This window comes from Cytobacillus sp. FSL R5-0377, assembly GCF_038004385.1.
Taxonomy (GTDB): Bacteria; Bacillota; Bacilli; order Bacillales; family Cytobacillaceae; genus Cytobacillus.
Genome location: NZ_JBBORA010000001.1, coordinates 2,800,528 through 2,821,698, shown reverse-complemented (window position 1 = coordinate 2,821,698; position 21,171 = coordinate 2,800,528). Strand labels below are relative to the sequence as shown.

Here is a 21,171-nt window from a genome sequence, read left to right as displayed (position 1 = left end):
GAGTAATTCCCTGTTAATTTCGGTACCTGGCAAATTATAAATATACTAAATCAATTTGGGAGGAATACAAATGTCAAAAGTTGAAACTAAAAAGGTGATTAATACAAAACTAAAAATGACACCAAGTGAAGCGATTGTTGAAACATTGGTTAAAGAAGGCATTACACACATTTCAGGTATTTTAGGATCTGCTTTCATGGATATGTTAGACCTATTGCCGGCTGCAGGCATCAGGTTCATTGGTGTGCGGCATGAACAAAGTGCGGCACATATGGAAGACGGATACTGCCGGGTGTCAGGAAAAGCAGGAGTAGTGATCGGCCAAAATGGACCGGGAATCACCAATATGGTGACATCCGTTGCCGCTGCCAATCAGGCTCATACTCCTATGGTCGTCATCTCTCCTTCTGCTGGTACTCCAACAGTCGGCTGGGATGGCTTTCAGGAGTGTGATCAGGTATCGGTTTTCAAAGCTGTTACCAAAGAAACAGTCCGGGTTACTCACCCAAGCCGGGTGGCAGATTGTCTCCGGACGGCATTCAGAATTGCCTATGCAGAACGCGGACCTGTTTTATTTGATATTCCACGTGACTACTTTTACGGTGAAATTGAAGATTATATTTTGGAACCGCATCAATACCGTGTCGATGCCCGCGGCTGCGGCTCCGCTGAATCACTGGATAAAGCGGCTGAATTATTGGCAAATGCAGAATATCCAGTCATTATATCCGGACGCGGCACAGTAGACTCAGATGGCATTGAAAAGGTAAAGGCCATCGCTGAGCACTTGACCATCCCGGCAGCAGTATCCTATATGCACAATGATGCATTCCCTGCTGATCATCCTCTTGCTGTCGGGCCGATTGGCTATATGGGTTCAAAGGCCGCTATGCACACACTCAAAAAAGCCGATGTTGTTCTGGCAATCGGGACTAGATTATCCGTCTTTGGAACACTTCCTTGCTATGATATTGACTACTTCCCAAAGAATGCTAAAATCATCCAGATTGATATTAATCCAAGAAATTTAGCCAGAACGCATCCTATTGAAGTAGGCATTATCGGCGATGCTCGCGAAGCAAGCAAGGAGCTTTTAAAGCGGATTAAGAATCTAGCTCCAAATGCCAGCAAGAATAAGCAAAGATTAGCAGAAGCAGCAGAACTAAAGCAGCAATGGGAAAAAGAGCTTGTCGACCTTGCCATGGTTGAAGGCTCACCAATTAACCCGCGCCGGGCATTATTGGAGTTAACTAAGGTGCTTCCAGAAAATACTATTGTTACAACTGACATTGGTAATGTTTCCTCAACCGCAAATGCTTATTTAAAATTTAATAAACCTAGAAAACATATAGCTGCCCTTACCTTCGGAAATACTGGGTTCGCTTATCCTACGGCATTAGGAGCAAAACTGGCTAACCCGGATTGTCCTGTAGTAGCTATAGTCGGAGATGGTGCTTGGGGAATGAGTTTACATGAGGTAAGTACAGCAGTGGAAGAGAACATTCCTGTCGTGGCATGTGTCTTTAATAATGGAGCATGGTGCGCAGAAAAGAAAAACCAGGTTGATTTTTATAACAATCGTTTTGTAGGTGCAGATATCCAAAACCCTGATTTTGCAGAAGTAGCCAAGTCAATGGGAGCTGTCGGCGTACGGGTCGAGCGTCCGGAGGATGTCGGGCCGGCCATCCAGAAGGCCATCCAATCAAATATGCCGACTGTTCTTGATATTCAGGTGGACGGTACCCAGCTTGCTCCACCATTCAGGAAGGATGCATTGAAAATGCCAACCCGTCTATTGCCAAAATATGCTCACCTTGACTATAGAAATTGGTAAGCAGACATGCTTAAATAAATACATGATCGAAATGGGCCAGGACTATATCTCCTTCCCGTTTCGACCATGTTCCACTGTATTTTATCTGAATATTCAATAAATTATCTATAAATCCTTTTTGCATAATGGTTCATCAGCTTCATTTGTTTTAGAGTGAATTGTAAGCTTTACCATGGGGAGTGATTGAATGAAGGCGAAACAGCACTCTATTATTGTCGCCCTGGCTGCTTTGATTTTTTTGGGGTTCGTTTTAATAGGGAAAAATGCATTAAACCCTGAGGCAAGGGCTGAGCAGCAGGGTGTAATTACTTTAAGGCTTGCTCAATCGAAAGCAGGAAACCATCCTGTATCTAAAGGAATCGATAAATTTGCTGAACTGGTAAAAGAAAAGTCAAACGGAGAATTAGAAGTTGAAACCTTCCATGACTCCCTCCTTGGCAGTGACAGAGAAGTGATTGAAAGCGCCCAGCGAGGCAGTCTTGAAATGGCCAGCTCATCGACGCCAAATATGACTAGTTTTACAAACTATTTTACAGCGTGGGATCTTCCTTATATTTTTGAAAACAAGGAAGAAGTGTATAAAGCAGTAGATGGGAAACCTGGTGAAATTATCCGTGAAGAGCTGGAACACTCCGGATTTAAGGTCATATTCTTTCCCGATTATGGATTTCGGCAGGTTGTGAATAATGTCAAGCCCATCACTCTTCCAGAGGATTTGGAAGGCCTAAAAATACGGACAACCAACTCCAAAATAGAACAAGCTGATTTCAAGGAATTTGGAGCAAGCCCGACACCTGTTGCCTGGTCAGAAGTTTTCACCGCATTGCAGCAAGGCACTGTTGAAGGTGAAGGAAACAGCTACTCTTTATTATGGGATTCTAAGCATCAGGAAGTTCTAAAATACGCGACAGAGGTTAATTACAACTACAGCTCTGATATTGTCGTAATGAATAAGGAGTTATTTGATGGGCTGTCAGAACAGCACCAGAACATTATTATGGAAGCCGGAAAGGAAGCGACCATTTGGCAGCGTGATCTAGCGAATGAAAGAGAGGATGAAGCAAAGCAGCAGTTCCTTGATTATGGCATTGAAATCTATGAACCTTCTCCCGAGGAAATGAAGATCTGGAAACAATCTGTTCAAAATGTATGGGATGAATTTGTGAAAGAAGGTGCTGCAGACCCAGAGTATGTGGAAACCATTTTAAAGACTCTTGGAAAAACAAAAGAAGAAATCTTTAAATGACCGTTATTCTGCATCTGGCAATCCCCCATTTTTGGGATAAGGAGTTGAAGTTATGAATCAAAGTTTACCGACTGTGAACAGTACGGAGAAGCAGCAGCCGCCAATCCTGCACAGCAATAGCCGGTTTATCAAGTTAATCAAACTCATTGATGCCCGTTTTGAAGAAATATTAATTGTCGCAGGCTTTTTGCTGTTTATCTTATTAATCAATCTTCAGGTTATCAACCGCTATGTCCTCCCGTTTATTGAAATTGCAAACATAACAACCTGGACAGAGGAAACTTCCCGGTATTTATTCATTTTTGTATCATTCCTGGGTGCCAGTCTTGCGATTAAAAAAAGGGATTCTATCCAGGTGACTGCCGTTGTTGAACGTTTTCCAGCCGGACTGCAAAAGTCGATTCAACTGGCCAATTCGATCTTTATGCTTCATTTTAGTTATATGATGGTAACAAATGGGTTTAACCTGATATCATTTCAATTTGAAACAGCGCAAACAACTCCAGCCCTTTCCATCCCGATGGCCATTCCATATAGCGCTGTGCCAATAGGCTTTCTGTTAATCGCTTTCCGTCTAATCCAAAACCTTCTTCATGACGCAAAGGATATGGAAATCAGGGACGGAATCATCGGTGCGGCGATTGCCTTGTTCATGATCCTTCCCGTTCTATTTATGCAGGAAACCAGCATCGCTCTATTATTATTTGGATACTTTGTATTATTTATTGTGATCGGGATGCCGATTGCCTTTGCTTTAGGGATCAGCACCTTGACTACCGTCCTTGCAACCAATGCCATCCCGATTGATTTTTTCCCGCAGACAGCATTCACCAGCATAGACAATTTCCCAATTATGGCTGTTCCTTTTTTCATCGCTGCCGGAATTATAATGGGCGGCGGGAATATCATCAAGAAATTACTAAAGCTCTCAGATGAATTATTAGGGTTTCTTCCCGGCGGATTAGCACTGGTTGCTATTGTCACAAGTATGTTCTTTTCTGCCATAAGCGGATCCGGTCCAGCAACGGTAGCTGCGATTGGCACTTTATTAATTCCGGCCATGATTAAACAGGGATACTCACCGGGGTTCGCAACAGCAGTTGTTGCAGCAGCCGGAACCATTGGGGTCATTATCCCTCCAAGTAACCCGCTTGTCATTTATGGAGTCGTTTCTCAAGAGTCAATCTCCAAGTTATTTATTGCAGGGATCTTTCCAGGGATTCTCACCGGGTTTGCGCTAATCATTGTTACATTTTTCATATCAAAAAAGAATGGATGGCAGAGCGATAAAACAAGCTTCAGCCTCAAGAACACACTCGCTGCCGCATGGGATGCAAAACTTGCCCTTCTGGTTCCCATCTTTATTTTAGGGGGAATTTATGGAGGCTTCATGACTCCGACAGAAGCTGCGGCTGTTGCGGCTGCATACGGAATTATCATTGGCATGTTTGTGTATAAAGATATGAACTTAAAAGGCCTTTATCACAATCTTGCAAAGGCCGGGATCACATCTGCTGTTATCATTCTGTTAATTGTCATGGCCAGCATATTCGGCCGCTTGATTACCTTGGAGAAGGTAGCAGAAACCGTCGCCAATTTTGTCTTGTCGATCAGTGACAATAAATGGGTCATTCTCCTCCTCCTCAATGCCTTGCTATTGCTTGTCGGACTAGTCATGGAGGCCTTGGCAGCAATCGTTATCCTCACACCAATCTTACTGCCTATGGCCATAGCAGTCGGAGTGGATCCCGTGCACTTTGGCTTGATTATGATCTTTAACCTTGCAATCGGATTTATCACTCCGCCTGTAGGAGTTAACTTATTTGTAGCCTCAGGGGTAGCCAAACTAAAGATCGAGGAAGTCATCAAAGGGGTTCGGATGTTACTGGTTACCATGATAGCCGTACTGCTCCTGGTTACCTATATTCCAGACATCAGCCTATGGCTCACCGGATTTATGAAGTAAACTTCATTTCTTTTGGATGTGGCCTGCTCATTTTAATAATCTGAGCCCTAATATACCGCACCCCTTTTGTATCTAAAAGGGGTGCTCTTTTTAGGCAGAGATTATCACAACGCCGTTAGAATATGGTAATATCCCCGCTATCTAAACAGCAATTTTTACTCCTGCACCAGCACAGCTATTTCCATGATTACTTCCCGCCCGTAAACGAGATTCCTTTGATAAAGTAGCGATTAAAGAATGCATACAGAAGCAGAACTGGAAGCGTAAAGACCATGGACGCTGCCATAATATAGTTCCAGTAGCTGACAAACTGTCCTTTAAACGTATTCAGCCCCAAAGGAAGAGTATACATTTCTGTATCGGTCATGACGATCAGCGGTCTCATAAAGTCATTCCAGAAGCCCATGAAGACAAAGATTGCCTGGGCAGCCAGAGCCGGTTTGGCAAGAGGCAGCACTACCTTAAAAAAGATCCCCAGTCGGCTGAGCCCATCAAGCTGTGCAGCTTCCTCCAATTCCTTCGGGAAATTGATAAAGAATTGCCTCATCATGAAGATAAAGGTCGCATTAATCATCGCCGGTACGATCATTCCCTGATAAGAGTTCAGCCAGCCCAATTCTTTCAGGATTAAATAGTTGGGAATCATAGTCACCTGCGCCGGGATCATTAACACGGCCAGAATAATGATAAACAGGGCCTTTTTACCGGGAAAAGAAAGTCTTGCAAGGGCATAGCCTGCCATAGAGTTAAAAATGATATTTAAGAGTGTCCCGATTACCGCGATGATAAGGGAATTCAAAAGCCAGCGGGGGAACAAATCCTGCTCCACAAATATTTGCTGATAGTTTGCGAGAGTGAAGTTTTTCGGAATAAAGTTCATAGTTCCGCTAATAATTTCTTCCAATGTCTTAAATGAGGATGACAGGGCCCACAAGAACGGAACAAGTGTGGTGATAGCATATAGAACAAGAATGACGTAAAGAAGACGCTTGCCGAATGATTTTTTCCTGGAATTCATGTCCGTTCCCCCTTAATAAAGTGATTCTTCTTTCGAAAATTTACGCTGGATCAGCGTGGCAAGCAGGATAATGATGGCCAGTGCAAAAGCCAGTGCAGCTGCATATCCCATTGTTCCCAGTGACTTGAATGCATATTGATAGATTAATAGAACGACTGTCAGGGTTGAGTTATTTGGCCCTCCGGATCCGCCGGAGAAGATATACGATTGATCAAACAGCTGGAAGGTTCCAATTAACCCCATGATGACAACAAACGAGGTAACCGGACGCAGGAACGGAACCGTTACATAAAAGAACTTCTGAAGGGCATTGGCCCCATCAAGCTCTGCTGCTTCATATAAAGAATCGGGAATATCCTGAAGAGCTGCGAGATAAATCACCATAAAGAATGGCGCCGTTGCCCAAATATTCATCAGCATGATTGCATTTAATGCGATATCAGGATCTCCTAAAAAGTTATACCCGGGAAGTCCGATCATTTCCAGAAGGTTGTTGATCAGACCTTCTTTGTTATACATCCACATGAAAATTAACGTTAAAACGGCAGAAGAAGTTAACGTCGGCAAAAAGTAAACAATCCGGAAGAACTTCTCCCCTTTTAAGCCGGCATTTAGCGTTGCCGCCAATATCAGAGCTAAAATCGTCTGGCATGGCACAACAATCAGCACATATTTCGCCGTATTTTTTAATGCAATAAGAGCCCTGTTGTCTTCCATAATTCTGGCAAAGTTTTCAAACGCCACAAATTCAAAGCTGGTTTCGCCAAGAAGCTGAACTTTGTTGAATGATAGGAAAATAGCATAAAGAATAGGCCCAATGATAAATAGGGCTAACACAAATAGTGTTGGAGACATAAACAAATACCCTTGCCCGGCATCTCGTAATTTTTTCTTAGAAGATCGTTTGTTCATGAGTATTCCTACCTTCTATCTGTTTGGATAATACTTTCCTTAACGGACGGTATTGGCACAGATCCGAAAAGAAAGCTGCAGCATCCCATTATGAATGTACCTGACACCATAAATGGGCCAGGTACGTTTCATTTGGATATGTGCTTTATTGAATTTCACTATTTGCTTGCTTCTGTGCTTCCTTCAATGCCTCATCCAGCGGACGATCTCCAAGGAAAGCAGCAATGAATTGGTTATTAAAGTTATTCATGATAACCGGAAGGTTCGCACCTTCCTGCCATACAGTGGCATAAGAGGCTCCAGCAACAAGCGCACCTCTTAATGGATCTTTATCATAGCCTAGCTTTTCTGCAACCGATTTGCGTGTAGGAAGGGCGAAGCCTTTAGAAGTCCATGTTTCCATTCCTTCTTTGCCAGTCAGGTAGGAAATCAGCTTCCATGAAGCTTCCTTCTTCTCAGATGCTGCATTCATGACATAACCAACCGCATAAGCCATGGTCCCCTTTTCGCCATTTACGGCTGGAAGCTCAGCGGTACCGTACTCCACATCAGGGAAGGTATCCTCTAAGAATGGAATAGCCCAGTTCCCTTCAATGACCATTGCCGCTTTCTGCTGGCCAAACATTTCGCCGCCCCAGTTTGCGCCTACTTCCGATGCCTGTGCAGAGGTTTTGTCATTAAGATGCTGATCAACGATTGGCTTTAGTGCTTCCACTATCTCAGGTGAGGCAAAATTTGCCTTGCCATCCTTCACCACATCGCCGCCGGAAGCCCGGGCAATATGATAAAGCCGGGCAAGCTCAGGCGCAACACCAAATCCGTAAACGCCTTCCTTTGTAAGTGCTTTGGACACTTCGCGCAGCTCATCCCATGTTTTTGGAACCTCTACACCAGCTTCTTCAAACATTTTTTTATTATAGAAAAGAGCTAGAGTAGAGTAATCCTTTGGAAAACCGTATGTCTTTCCATCCACCTGGAAAGCTTCAAGCATCGGCTTTTCAAAATCTTCAACATCAAAGTCGTCTGTGACATATTCGTCTAATGGCTCGACGACACCCGTTTCAATCAATGCCGGCGCTTCAAGTGCGTCCAGGTAGAACACATCCGGACCTTCACCGCCAATCAGGCGTGTTTTTAGAACATCCATATACTGCTCAGAAATCACTTCATGCTTTACATCAATGTTTGGAAATTTCTCTTCGAAGTCGGCTATGGTCTGTTTCAGCAGTTTTTGTTCAGATGGGTTGCCGCCCCATCCTGCAAGCGTTATTTGAACCTTTTCTCCTTCAGACCCGCCAGAGCCTTTTGAGTTCGCTTCATTTGACCCGCTGCATCCAGCAAGAAGTGCCCCCGCTAACATTGTCGTAATGCCTAAACCAGCCAACCATTTTTTCTTCATCCTTCGTAACCCCTTTCATTTCCCATTGATTTTTTGTAAAAAAGAATTTATTGAGTTACCTTCGTCTGCTTCACGATTTCAAAGCCCGTTGTATTTTCTAATATGGATGTCTGTATTTCTTTCCCCTGTCTCTTAACAGAGACAGAAAGGATCCCTTCCCCAATTTTGATGTTAGTGACCGTCAATGTATTCATTTCATTCAGCAGCATGGGGCTCAGCTGAATTTCCCTTTTTAAGCTGTCCGGGAAGAGGCCCAGCAGTGATTGGACAAATACAAGCGGCGTACCTGCTGCCCAGGCCTGCGGTGAACATGCAACCGGGTATTTAACAGCCTTCCCGACTTCGGCACTATAGCCGCAGAACAGTTCAGGGAGGCGATCGTACTCAAAATACCGGGAAGCCTGTATAAGGCCTGACATTACTTTTTTAGCATCTTCAGAGAAACCAAGTTTGCTCATTCCCAGCAAAATCATGCTGTTGTCATGAGGCCAAATACTGCCATCATGGTAGCTCATCGGGTTATATCCCGCTTCTCCTTCACCCATTGTGCGAATTCCAAATCCTGAAAACATTTTCCCACTCGTCAGCGTGCTGCTTACTTTCTCTGCACGATCTTCTGCGAGCATTTCAGAATACAGGACATGTCCCGGGTTGGAGGTAATCGTTCCGACCTGTTTTTTTCCGCCATCAAGAGCAATGGCATAAAACTCCTGATCTGACATCCAAAATTCCTTTTCAAACGCTTCCTGAAGTTTTGCTGCCTCAGCCTTAAGCCTGGAAGCTTCCTCTTGATTGCCAAGCTTGCTATATATGGAGGCAATCCCCTGCTTTGCCTGATAGACATATCCCTGTACCTCGGAAAGTGCTATTGGTGTTTCGGCATAATCACCATTTCGATGAACGATGGAATCTCCTGAATCCTTCCAGCCTTGATTGGCAATGCCCTTTGAGGATTCCTGATGATATTCCACAAACAAATCGCCATCCCGATCTCCATACTGATCAACCCACTCCAGCGCACGCTTGACGTTTTCTTCGAGCTGGAAGAATGTCTCCAAATCCCCAGTCCACTTCACATACTCTGTTAATAGAACAAGGAATAACGGTGTCGCATCAATCGTTCCATAGTAAGGAGTGAATGGAATCTGATTCGTATTCGCAAGCTCCCCAAAACGGATTTCATGCATAATTTTCCCCGGCTGTTCGTCTCTCCAAGGATCGACTTTAGTCCCTTGCCTGCTTGCCATTGTAAATAATGTTCCTTTTGCCACTTCCGGCTGGAATGCAATCATCTGAAGGGCCGCAATCAGGCTGTCCCTGCCGAACGGAACCCCAAACCACGGCAGTCCTGCTACCGGAAAATTTCCGTAGCCCATGTCTGTCAACAGCACCCGCAAGTCCGATAAACCTCTATCCACAAGCCTTTGAAGCGGCTCGAAATCTGTTTCAACTGATGCAAGCCCTGCAGACCAGCTCTTATATGAAGATTTGAGCTCTTCAAGAGCTTCCTTTACAGGTAAAAGGTCTGTTCGCGTTTCACTATTTTCAAGCGGGATCACCATAAAAGTAATCGATTTGGATTCTTGGTGCTGAAGGGTTAGAGCAAAGGTAATTTCGCCGCCTTCTTTTACCTCTTTAGGTACAAGAGGGGTATCCCATTGAATACGCGTTGCTCTCTTGATATCATCTGCCCCGTTATAATGGAATGTCAGTGAATTTTGATCCGCTGTCTGGCCCGTTCTTTTTCCTACATCGCCTGTCTGGAAACCGCGGACGATAAACATATCATTAAAATCCACATCGGCTTCTATGTTTAAATCAAACGTCACCGGTTTTGGAAAGTAGTTCTTCGCTGTAACAGTTTCATATAACACGTCATCATAGATAAATCGCTTTCTCTCAATCTCAATGGATTCTCTCCAAAGAATCAATTCTCCATCCTTTTCCTGGTGCGGATTTGTTGAGAGGATGGAAGACATATAGTTTTCAGATCCATCGGAGTGAAGAAGAATCGGTTTTTCATTGTTGATCCGGACGTTAAACTTACTGAGAAAACGAGTATCATTCTTATATAAACCTAAGCCGTAACTGTGATCTGCCGTGATATCACCCTGTTCATCCGTTAATAAGAATAAGTTATTCTCTTTGATCACTCTGTAATTCATTTTGCCCCTCCTACCTTCATTGTTCATAGCTGTTGTTCTCCGAAACGTTTCGGTTTTTCTGTAAAAAAATTTACCAAAACGTTTCGGATTTACACTTAAGATAAAGTTGGCTGTCCTTGCTGTTCAGCTCGGTCGGCCAACATTTATTTTTTCGCTTCTGCTGTACTTTCTCGTTCCATTAGCTCTGTTTTCATAACCAGACGATGTGTGTCTGTCTCGTTTTGAAGCAGCCCAATCAGTAGTCTTGCAGCTTCATATCCCAGCCCGAACTTATTCTGAGCAATCGTCGTCAACCCCGGACTAACATATGAGGCTAATAAAATATCATCGTATCCTATAATGGAGAGCTCTTCCGGCACCTTCAAATTAAGCTCCCTCGCCGCTGCTATTGCGCCGATAGCCATTAAGTCACTTGCACAAAATAGAGCAGTGATTTCAGGATGATCGTTCAGCAATTTAAGTGCTGATTCCTTCCCTTTCTCTTCTGTAAACCCGCCATCTGTTATATATTCGGGATTAAAGCTAATTCCTGCTTTATCGATGGCCCTATGATATCCCTGCAGTCTTTCACGGCTGACAAAGGCAAATTCATGGCCATTAATCATGCCAATCTTTTCATGGCCAAGACCAATAAGATGCTTCACCGCTTTTTCTGCCCCCAGCACATTGTCTGTCGTTACATGGCTGACATGATCTGATTCAAGCGGAATATCGATCAATACACAAGGAATATCACTCTCTACTACTTCCTTTAAATATGGATCATCAGTGCGGATCCCCTGAATAATAACACCATCCACTCTTCTCTCGCGGCAAAGCTGAGTATATGTCTTTTCCCGCTGTTTGGAGGAATTGGTATTGAATAAAATAAGGTCATAACTAGATCCGGATACATACTCATTAACACCCGCAAGAACCTCAACCATAAAATTATCCTTCACGCTTTCCTTTGTAAAACCTGATACCAGCAGCCCAATCGTCTGTGATCTTTTCATTACTAGACTTCTGGCAAGCGAATTAGGGCTGTAATTCAATTCCTTTGCTACTTGAGCAATCTTTTTTCGGGTACTTTCACTAACATCCGAGTATCCATTTAACGCCCTTGAAACAGTCGTAACAGATACCCCTGCCTTCTTTGCAATATCCTTAATTGTAGTCACTCAGACATCTCCCAAAACGTTTCGGTTTTTCTATAACCTGACTATACAACATGAAGAAAACGATTACAACTATTTTTATAAAATTCTAAACTATTACGCTTTATTCGGCTAACTCCTTATGCCAATATACCTAAAAAGTGTAAAATTACATGATTAAACTGTAAGATATCCTTTAGAATAAGGGTATCTTTTTTAACAGCATAATCCTTTAAAGGGGGACAGGTTACCAATGCAAAAGATCATAAGAATTTTACTCTGCAGTGCAGCTTTATTATTCATGCTTGGAGGATGTTCTGGTGCGGATAATAATCGGGAAAGGAAACAAGCCGAAGAATCCTCTGCTGCCAGTGATACGTTCATCAGTGTTCAGGAGTATACAGGAGAAGGCTACTTCCTTGTTAATGGTAAAGTAACAGGAGAGATCGCAGAACGAAACCGGGAGCAGATTACGAAAGCTGCTCAAAAGTTTTTTCAGGACAAGTATCAAATTGAAGTAAATGTACATAACCTTGCAGGCGGACGTGATAGCGTGACAGTTTTTCTCGAATCTGCAGGAGAACCCCATTTTTATACCTATGCTGTTGTCCCGATTGATGTAAAGAAAAAGAAAGTATTGGCAGATCAAATTTGGGCAGACGAGAATGAGGTGCAAAATGCCATTAAAGGCGGGCTCTATCAAATGATTTTCAGCGAAGAATTCAAGAAACTTGATCATTACCTGGAATCACTTAAAGCAGAAGGACAAGTGACAGGCAAAACAATAGAAGCCCTGCAAAACACAGGAGGAAATGGATATATGACTCCCTATTACTTTATCGTCGTATCTAAAAATGAGGAAGCCATTAACCCTGTGTATGATCTATACCAAAAAAATCATAATGAAAGCTTCGAAAGTCTTAGAAACGCTTATGATGCAAGTAAATTTTCAGCTGACAACCTGACAATCAGCATTCAATTGTTTATGAAGGATAAAAAAGCGGAACCAGATGAAGAACTGTTTAACCGGGTAACAAAGGAACTGCAGGAAATGAATAATATTCCTAAAGGCTCCTATGGCTTTTACCTTAATGACAACTTTATTCATAGAGAAACCGCCAAAGGAGTTAAAGAGAACTCCCTCCGGAGAGGCTTTCCGGATTATATTATTAAAGATTAAGTGATGCAGGTACAGTAGTCGGCACTTATAATATACTTGATGTTCAGAAAGGATATGTATCTAGTGCAAAAGAAAATAAATATTTTACTCTGCAGTGCAGGAATTTCAATCATGCTTGGAGGATGCTCCGGGATGAACTTAAATAACAATCAACAAAACGAGCAAGCAAAAGAAACACAGGCTGCCCCTACTGATGATTCTCTGATTAGCGTTCAGGATTTTACGGTGAAAGTTATGCACTTCCCTATGGAAAAGTGACGGATCAAATTGCTGATGAAAATCTTGATGGTATAAAGACCAGCTATAAAAAGTCAAGTAACTAATAGCATTATCTTACGAAAAATTATCATAGAATTTAGGCATGACAAAAAAACCTAGAGTCGCCGATTTTTAAAAAATGACTATCATAGGTTAATTATTTTCTGTTTCGTTAAGACGAGGTTGATAGGGTTGTCCGTCTCTCAAAATTGCAAAAATAATGTGGGTTAGTTTTCGAGCAACTGCCCCAATAGCAGTACCATGTGCTTTTCCTCGATTCCGTAATTTTTGATAATAAAGGGAGAGTGCCGGGTCATGAAAACTAGCAACAAATGCAGCTTGCCATATAGCTCTTCTGAGGTAAGGAGAACCACGTTTTGAGAGCTTAGTGCTAGATCCATTAAAGTCACCAGATTGATGAACGGAAGCATCTAGTCCAGCAAAAGCCACTAATTGTCCAGGGCGTTCAAAACGGCTAATGGAGCCTATTTCACCTAATATAACGGCAGCTGTTACATCACTTATACCCGAGATCGTCGTGAGAAAATGTTCTTGTTGATTGGAGAGTTCAATCATGGCATTTTCAATTTCCGTTAGCTGCTTTTCAAACAAACTTATCTGTTCAAGCAACAGGTGTATTTGCATTTTAAACACGTCTGTACCAATCGAAATGCCAAAGCTATTCTGTGCGCTATCTTTCAATTGTTCTGCTTTATTTCGAGCCCTCCACTGACCATAACGTCCTTTACTGACTCGGTAGAGTAACTCAGCGAGTTGGTCTGTATCAATGGTTAATAAATCTTCTGGTAAGGGATACTTTAGAAGTATTTCAGTAGAAGAAGCGCCAAAAACATCAGAGAATATCTCCTCATATTCAGGAAATACCTGATCTAATAACGCAATTATTTTCCTTTTAACATCTGAAGTTTGATCAACTAAAGAATAACGTAAACGCTCTAATTGTCTAAGTTGAAGCAAATCTTCCTCAACAAACGGTGTTTCGTCTGGAGAATCAATTCGAATCACTTGAGCAATAAGATAAGCATCCTTTACATCCGTTTTTGTCTTGCGAATATAAAAATTGCGCAAGGCATCTGACTGCATAGGATTAAACGCAGTAATCTTAAATCCAAGCTTATGTAGAAAAGAGAAGACGGAAAGCCAATAATGTCCTGTAGCTTCCATACCACAAGTACAATTATCAGGTGTAATCTCATGGCGGTTTAAATATTCAAGTAGTTTTTCGCTTCCTGATTTGGAATTGGAAAAGCGTAAGGTTTTACCTATGGGATTTCCCTTTTCATTAATCAAACCAGCTTCGTGATGACGTTTACCAATATCAATGCCAAGATAAAACATTACATAACACCACCTAAATATTATTATCCAGATGGAAGGGGTCCTCTTTTACTTTATAGATATCCAACCTCGTTCGATATACGACAACTATGTGTCATCCAGCTCATTCGAATAGTTCTATAAAGAAAGAGGTGCCAGTCTTTAACACGAAGACGTAGCTTCAAGGGCGCGAGCGACAACCTCTATCTGAATACGATCATTATATCTTGTGGAAAGGTATAATGATTTAAAAACCAGAAAAAATCTGGTTAATAATAATATACGAGGACGCCACAATTAAGTTTTTTAAGGAGACATACAAAATACAAAACAGAGGTAACAGTCCATAATGTGGTTGGAGCTAAGGACGGGGCTACTGTGTTTGTAGAGTCTAAGGGTGAGCCTCATTTCTTCACATATGCTGTTGTCCCGATTAATGTAAAAGAAAAGAAAGTGATGACAGATCAGATTTGGGCCGATGAATTCCAGGTGGAGAATGCCATTAAAGGCGGATTATATCACATGATTTTTAGTGAAGAGTTCAAGCAGCTCGATAACTACTTAAATTCTGTTGCGGCTGATGGACAAGTAACTGGAAAGACAAAAGACGCTCTTCAGAATGCTGGCGGGCAAGGATTTATGACACCCTATTACTTTATTTCCATGACAGATGAAGAGCTGGCTATTAAGCCAGTCTATGACCTTTATATAAATAACCCTGACGAAAGTGCAGAAAACTTGCGGAGTGCCTTTAATGAGACCCAGTTTGATCCTGAGAATCTCTTTATAAATATACAATTTTTCATGGCTGGCAAAGAAACTGAACCAAACAAGGATATATTTAATGGAGTCGTGAAGGAACTCGAAAAGATGACTTCAATTCCTAAAGGTTCTTACAGCGTATTCCTTAATGATAATTTCATTGATAAAAAGAGCGCAGATGGCACTAAGGATAACACTTTGGAACGGTCCTTCCCTGACTATATTATAAAGGATTAACGATTGGGAGATTTCCAGACAGGTTTCTAATTGGAGCTTATAAACTGAGCTGAGCAGCAGCTCAGTTTCCTATTTTTTAAGGCCCTGCTTTCCCTTCAAGATTCAATCAAATGTTTGATCCATTTTATCACACTTCATCCCCTCCTTCTTACTTAATTAATATTATTTAATATAATAGCCCCGTTCGGACTCTAACTATTTTGTTTCAGAAGCTGACCCTAGTTCTGACGCTAACCCACGAATCCTTGCTTTTGGTGTCAGAAGTTGACCCAGGTTCTGACACTAACCCACGAATTTTTGCTTTTTCTGTCAGAAGCTGACCCTAGTTCTGACGCTAACCCACTGATTTTTACTTTTTGTGTCAAAAGCTGACCCAGGTTCTGACACTAACCCACGTATTTTTGCTTTTTGTGTCAGAAGTTGACCCAGGTTCTGACACTAACCCACAGATTTTTGCTTTTTGTGTCAGAAGTTGACCCAGGTTCTGACGCTAACCCACTGATTTTTACTTTTTGTGTCAGAAGCTGCCCTTAGTTCTGACACTAACCCACGTATTTTTGCTTTTTGTGTCAGAAGTTAACCCAAGTTCTGACACTAACCCACGAATTTTTGCTTTTTGTGTCAGAAGCTGACCCAGGTTCTGACGCTAGCCCACGAATTTTTGCTTTTTGTGTCAGAAGTTAGCCCTAGTTCTGACACTAACCCACGAATTTTTGCTTTTTGTGTCAGAAGTTAGCCCTAGTTCTGACACTAACCCACGAATTTTTGCTTTTTGTGTCAGAAGCTGACCCAGGTTCTGATTTTAACTACTGGATTTCCCCTTTATGTATCTAAATCCCCAAACCTCTCACTGACTTTCTATCTATTTTTTCACCAAAAGGAGTAATTTTACACAATTAAAACTGTAAAAATATAACTCTACCCGTTACAATAAGATAAACTTCGATTTTTAGGGGGACTTGAACCAATGCAAAACAAACTAAGAATCTTACTCTTCAGTGCCGGGATGTCATTGCTGCTTGGAGGGTGTATTGGTCAGGAAAGCAAAAAAGAAACAGAATCTTCCCAGATTAGCGTTTTGGATTACACGGGTGAAGGCTATGCACTTCCATATGGAAGAGTGACAAATGAAATCGCTGATAAGAATCTAGATGTGATAAGGGATGCCACAATCAAGTTTTTCAAAGAGAAATATAAGACAGATATAACGGTACATAATGTGGTCGGAGCTAAGGATGGGGCCACTGTGTTTGTAGAGTCAAAGGGTGAACCACATTTTTACACCTATGCAGTAGTGCCAATAGATGAACTGGCAAAGAAAGTATGGACGGAAAGGATATGGGCGGACGAATTCCAGGTAGAGAATGCCATTAAAGGCGGGCTGTATAGCATGATCTTCAAAGAGGAATTCAAACAACTCGATAACTACTTTGATTCACTTGCAGCAGAAGGTCAAATAACTGGAAGAACTGTGGAATCCATTCAAAATGTTGGTGGTCATGGCTTCTCAACCCCTTACTATTTTATTTCGCTAGCCGATGAGACAGCTATCCAGCCTGTATACGACCTTTTTATGAAAAGTCCTGATGAAAGTACAGATAACCTCAGGAAGGCCTTTAAAGACAATGCATTCTCGGCCGAAGACCTTTTCATTAATATCCAATTATTTATGGCCGATCCTAACGCCAAGCCGGATAAAAAATTATATGACCGTATTATAAAAAACCTTGAAGAAATGAACTCAATTCCAAGAGGTTCGTATAGCTTTGTCCTTAATGATCATTTTATTGATAAGCAGAGCTCTAGCGGTATGGGAGATCATTCACTCGATTTAGTGAATGATATTATTAAAGAATGATATTAGTTCAATTATTCCTTTGGGAGGACATCTAACTAATGAATAGAAAAACAAAAAAGGTACTCTTCAGTGTTGGCATAACCATCCTGCTTGGAGGATGCTCCGGAATGATTAACTCAAATAACAACCAGAAAAATGAGCAAGCAAAAGAAACACAGGCTGCCCCTTCTGATCATTCTCTAATTAAGGAAGCCCTTCAGAATGTGGGCGGGCATGGATATATGACTCCTTATTATTTTACTGAAGAGGCTATTACACCAGTTTATGACCTTTATATAAATCATCCTGATGAAAATACAGAGAATTTAAGGAAGGTCTATGATGAGGACTCATTTAATCCTGAAAAACATCAAAATTAACATTCAGTTATTCATGGCTGACATGCAGGCAAACCCGAGTGAAGAAATTTTTAATCATGTTACGGCAGAGCTGGAAGAGATGAACTCAATACCAAAAGGCACTTACAGCTTCTCTCTCAATGATAATTTCATTGATAAGCAAAGTGCAGAAGGCGCGAAAGATAATTCTTTAAAACGCGGATTCCCGGATTACATAATTAAGAAATAAAGCAGGTCAATATCTCCAAGCCCCCATTATCTATAACAGGCATTGGACTGCAACTATTTATCTATTTTCTTACTTACACCAACCTGACTTTCTCCCTAATTTTACCTAAAAAGTGTAATTTTCCACGTTTAAACTGTAAAAATATAACTCTATCCGCTAAAATAAGGGTTATAACTTTGAATGGCACATTCCTTTAGGGAGGACATGTAAATAATGCACAAAAAAACAAAAATTTTACTCTGCAGTGTTGGAATATCATTAATGCTTGGAGGATGTTCTGGTATGAATAGTACGAATAACAATCAAGACACTGAAAAAACGAAAGAAACACAGGCTGCCCCTTCTGAAGAAACTAGGATTAGCGTTCAGGAATATACAGGTGAGGGCTATGCATTACCATACGGAAGAGTGACAGATGAAATTGCTGAAAAAAATCTTGCTCAGATCGAGGAAGCTGCCATCAGCTTCTTTAAAGAGAATTATAAGACAGACGTAACAGTGCATAATGTGGTGGGTGCTAAGGATGGAGCCACTGTGTTTGTAGAATCAAAAGGTGAACCGCATTTCTATACCTATGCTGTAGTACCAATAGATGAACTGGAAAAGAAAGTAATGACGGAAAAGATATGGGCGGACGAATTCCAAGTGAAGAATGCCATTAAAGGCGGTTTGTATAACATGATCTTCAAAGAAGAATTCAATCAACTCGATAACTACTTTGATTCACTTGCAGCAGAAGGTAAAATAACTGGCAGAACGAAGGAATCCATTCAAAATGTTGGTGGACATGGTTTCTCAACTCCTTATTATTTTATTTCAATGAGAAGCAAAGAGGCAGCTATCCAACCTGTATATGACCTTTTCATGAAAAATCCTGATGAAAGTACGGAAAACCTCAGGAAGGCTTTTGAAGAAAATTCATTCTCGGCCAAATACCTTTTCATTAATATTCAATTATTTATGGCAGATAAAAATGCAAATCCAGATAAAAAGTTATTTGATCAAATCATAAAAGACCTTGAAGAAATGACTTCAATTCCTAGAGGTTCTTATAGTTTTGTCTTAAATGATAATTTTATTGATAAGCAAAGCTCCAGCGGAATGGGAGATAATTCACTGGACTTACTGAAAGATATTATCAAAGAATAAAGCAGGTGAATAAATGAATACACTTAATGGTTCACCAAATAAGAATATATCCATAAACAATGATAAAGATTTGGTTGAGCTAGCTGGCTACCATGCCTATACCTATCCCCAAAGGGGGGATATTCTAACAGTAAATGGAATAGATTATCAGGTTCGCCACGAAAACTATGAAGATCCAACAGGGCTTGATGCAATGACAATTATGAATATGGATACAGAAGAAATGTCCATCATCTATGTAGGAACGGATGCAAGCGGTAAATATGGAAAAATGGATATTCTAACAGATGCACAGCTTTTAAGTGACCTGACTCCAGCTCAGCTGGCAGCAGCCAGAAACTACTATAACGAAATGAACAATGAATATAAAGAGGTTGGCGGCGTCCAATCGATTGCAGGAAATTCACTTGGAGGCGGTCTGGTCGGCGCTGTCGCCATTGAAAATCCAGAGGTTAAAGCCGTTACACTTAACCCTGCCCTCCTTCCCGAGGGAATGATGGACCCTGATAAAACCTACGACAACATTACAAACTACTTCAGCAGCTACGATGTGCTGACGCAAACCTTGATCGCATTAAATCTGCATGACAGGATTCCTGGCAAGCAGTATGAAATTTTTAATGGCATTCCTGAATTTTCAAAGCTTGCGACAAATCATACAGGCTATTTAAGAAATGAAGATGGCACGCAGTTCTACGTCATTGGTGAAGTTGGCAAGCCAGGATATGGAAAAATCTATATCGATGCTGACGCCCATATCGTATCCAGCATCTGGACAGGAGTACCTCTGTATGGAGGCCACTCAGAACGCATTGAGATCAACAAGGAGAATCTGGATCTCCTCGCTTCTTCCCTTCAAAGCCATGTGATGGAAAGATTAAACCTTGCTCACGAATATCTGGGCAATTCGGTTGCCATAGTAGATGATGAGGCCAGCCGTTATTATGAACGGCTCACCCGCCTGCAGAAAATTTTCGAGGAGATGTTTGAAAACCTGATCAGTGAACCGCTGTTTATGGGGATTACCTCCATCAGCAATCGATTAACAGCGGAAATCGATCATTTGATTTCTTTGTTAAATGTGGCGGAAAGCCATGCAAAATCATTGAATTCTATATTGAACTCTCCGCCTGCCGAGCTGCTTGAACATATTTTCCGTACGAACGTCAGTGTGGAAAGCATCTTTAATGAAGTTCGCAGCTTTTTATATGATTTGAAAGCAGATGTTCAGGATCTTTCCAAAAGCCTGATCCGGATTATTTCCAATAAAATCCCTGAATTGTTTGAAGGCGGAAAAGAGCTCTGGTATGATGCTGTAGTCAGTGAGCTAAAAGCCCATTATGGAATCGTAAACAATAACAGGGATAAGCTGCTAACTCATATTAGTGAATACCAGAAACAAGTACAGGACGTTGCGAAAAATTTTCACGACAGGGACCTTTCCCTCGGACAGTCGATTAAGAACAAATCCACCCATTCCCATTCCATATCCGTACAGGGGACGAATACGTATAAGCTGGAAGATTCCCCTTATATGGAGCTGAGGATGAAGATTAAGGACTTCCAGATGGACACGGCTTATTCTGCATTCACTACATCAACCCAGGCACTTCTTCTTCCTTTATTGCATCAGGGATGGGTGATCACCTTGAACATTGAAACTGCTTTGGAGCTCCTTTCGGGCACTATCAAAGGAGCAACCAAATTCGCATTGGACTACACCATCCCCGGCAAGTTATTCGGTCTGTTTACAGACTTTGATGATAAAATCAGAAACAGCGTCAACAACGCACTGGAGCCGCTAGACGAATTGGCCGGCACGATTGAAGGCATTCGCAAAGGGTTAAACCGATTAATGGCAGAGTACCCTACTCTTTTAGAAAATTTTAGACCCTATGTTGAAACCGCACTATTTAATAACAACGGCTACTATAACGTTCATCTCTACAACCTTGCATCCATTGCTATTTTAAGAGAAACGGAAATGCTGTTTGATGATGTGGTGTATCAATTAGGAAACCACAAAGCTGAAGCGATTGAGGCATTGTGTGAGGTTTCTAAAAAGGTGAAGGGTAATATGGGGATATTGTATGAACAGGTAGATCGCGGAACGATTTAATTAACAAGTTTAAAAACCGGGCTGTGT

Annotated in this window: 17 protein-coding genes; 11 read left to right on the top strand and 6 right to left on the bottom strand. The window is 41.6% G+C overall.

The window, feature by feature from the left end:
- Window positions 1-70 precede the first annotated feature (70 nt).
- The 3 genes from xsc (at window position 71) to NSQ49_RS14455 (ending at window position 5,046) form a co-directional block, all read left to right on the top strand.
- On the top strand, window positions 71-1,834 hold the full coding sequence (gene xsc, locus NSQ49_RS14465; RefSeq protein ID WP_251283377.1) for a sulfoacetaldehyde acetyltransferase: 1,764 nt from the start codon (window positions 71-73) through the stop codon (window positions 1,832-1,834).
- 187 nt (window positions 1,835-2,021) lie between these two features.
- Window positions 2,022-3,080 carry a TRAP transporter substrate-binding protein gene (locus NSQ49_RS14460; RefSeq protein ID WP_251283378.1) on the top strand — a complete coding sequence of 353 codons (1,059 nt, stop codon included), beginning with the start codon at window positions 2,022-2,024 and terminating at the stop codon, window positions 3,078-3,080.
- A gap of 52 nt (window positions 3,081-3,132) precedes the next feature.
- On the top strand, window positions 3,133-5,046 hold the full coding sequence (locus tag NSQ49_RS14455) for a TRAP transporter large permease (RefSeq protein ID WP_159863141.1): 1,914 nt from the start codon (window positions 3,133-3,135) through the stop codon (window positions 5,044-5,046).
- 187 nt (window positions 5,047-5,233) lie between these two features.
- Here the strand turns inward: NSQ49_RS14455 and NSQ49_RS14450 are convergent, their stop codons facing one another.
- The 5 genes from NSQ49_RS14450 to NSQ49_RS14430 form a co-directional block, all read right to left on the bottom strand.
- Entirely contained in the window at window positions 5,234-6,064 is an 831-nt protein-coding gene (locus NSQ49_RS14450; RefSeq protein ID WP_251283379.1) for a carbohydrate ABC transporter permease, read from the bottom strand.
- Window positions 6,065-6,076: 12 nt separating this feature from the next.
- A complete protein-coding gene (locus NSQ49_RS14445) occupies window positions 6,077-6,976 on the bottom strand; it encodes a carbohydrate ABC transporter permease (RefSeq protein WP_159863143.1) in 900 nt (299 codons plus the stop codon).
- A 145-nt stretch (window positions 6,977-7,121) separates the two neighbouring features.
- Complete coding sequence (locus NSQ49_RS14440; RefSeq protein ID WP_251283380.1) at window positions 7,122-8,375, bottom strand: ABC transporter substrate-binding protein; 1,254 nt, start codon at window positions 8,373-8,375, stop codon at window positions 7,122-7,124.
- A 47-nt stretch (window positions 8,376-8,422) separates the two neighbouring features.
- Entirely contained in the window at window positions 8,423-10,540 is a 2,118-nt protein-coding gene (locus NSQ49_RS14435) for an amylo-alpha-1,6-glucosidase (protein ID WP_251283381.1), read from the bottom strand.
- A gap of 143 nt (window positions 10,541-10,683) precedes the next feature.
- Window positions 10,684-11,700, bottom strand: a complete 1,017-nt coding sequence (locus NSQ49_RS14430; RefSeq protein WP_251283382.1) for a LacI family DNA-binding transcriptional regulator — start codon at window positions 11,698-11,700, stop codon at window positions 10,684-10,686.
- Window positions 11,701-11,929: 229 nt separating this feature from the next.
- Between NSQ49_RS14430 and NSQ49_RS14425 the strand changes: the two genes are divergently transcribed.
- Window positions 11,930-12,856 (top strand): DUF1672 family protein, encoded by a 927-nt coding sequence (locus NSQ49_RS14425; protein ID WP_251283383.1) that lies wholly within the window; start codon window positions 11,930-11,932, stop codon window positions 12,854-12,856.
- 63 nt (window positions 12,857-12,919) lie between these two features.
- Window positions 12,920-13,114 (top strand): hypothetical protein, encoded by a 195-nt coding sequence (locus NSQ49_RS14420; RefSeq protein WP_251283384.1) that lies wholly within the window; start codon window positions 12,920-12,922, stop codon window positions 13,112-13,114.
- Between the two features lie 153 nt (window positions 13,115-13,267).
- Here NSQ49_RS14420 and NSQ49_RS14415 read toward each other — a convergent pair whose 3' ends face one another.
- A complete protein-coding gene (locus NSQ49_RS14415) occupies window positions 13,268-14,473 on the bottom strand; it encodes an IS110 family transposase (RefSeq protein ID WP_251285006.1) in 1,206 nt (401 codons plus the stop codon).
- Between the two features lie 357 nt (window positions 14,474-14,830).
- Between NSQ49_RS14415 and NSQ49_RS14410 the strand changes: the two genes are divergently transcribed.
- The 6 genes from NSQ49_RS14410 (at window position 14,831) to NSQ49_RS14385 (ending at window position 21,144) form a co-directional block, all read left to right on the top strand.
- A complete protein-coding gene (locus NSQ49_RS14410; protein ID WP_251283385.1) occupies window positions 14,831-15,451 on the top strand; it encodes a DUF1672 family protein in 621 nt (206 codons plus the stop codon).
- Between the two features lie 967 nt (window positions 15,452-16,418).
- Window positions 16,419-17,309: a DUF1672 family protein gene (locus tag NSQ49_RS14405; RefSeq protein ID WP_159863148.1), complete on the top strand. Its 891-nt coding sequence runs from the start codon at window positions 16,419-16,421 to the stop codon at window positions 17,307-17,309.
- Window positions 17,310-17,347: 38 nt separating this feature from the next.
- Entirely contained in the window at window positions 17,348-17,668 is a 321-nt protein-coding gene (locus NSQ49_RS14400) for a hypothetical protein (RefSeq protein WP_251283386.1), read from the top strand.
- Window positions 17,631-17,876, top strand: a complete 246-nt coding sequence (locus tag NSQ49_RS14395) for a hypothetical protein (RefSeq protein WP_341070744.1) — start codon at window positions 17,631-17,633, stop codon at window positions 17,874-17,876. The genes NSQ49_RS14400 and NSQ49_RS14395 overlap by 38 nt, the downstream gene beginning before the upstream one ends.
- Before the next feature lie 282 nt (window positions 17,877-18,158).
- On the top strand, window positions 18,159-19,025 hold the full coding sequence (locus NSQ49_RS14390) for a DUF1672 family protein (RefSeq protein ID WP_236566163.1): 867 nt from the start codon (window positions 18,159-18,161) through the stop codon (window positions 19,023-19,025).
- Between the two features lie 13 nt (window positions 19,026-19,038).
- Entirely contained in the window at window positions 19,039-21,144 is a 2,106-nt protein-coding gene (locus NSQ49_RS14385) for an SA1320 family protein (protein ID WP_251283388.1), read from the top strand.
- Window positions 21,145-21,171 lie beyond the last annotated feature (27 nt).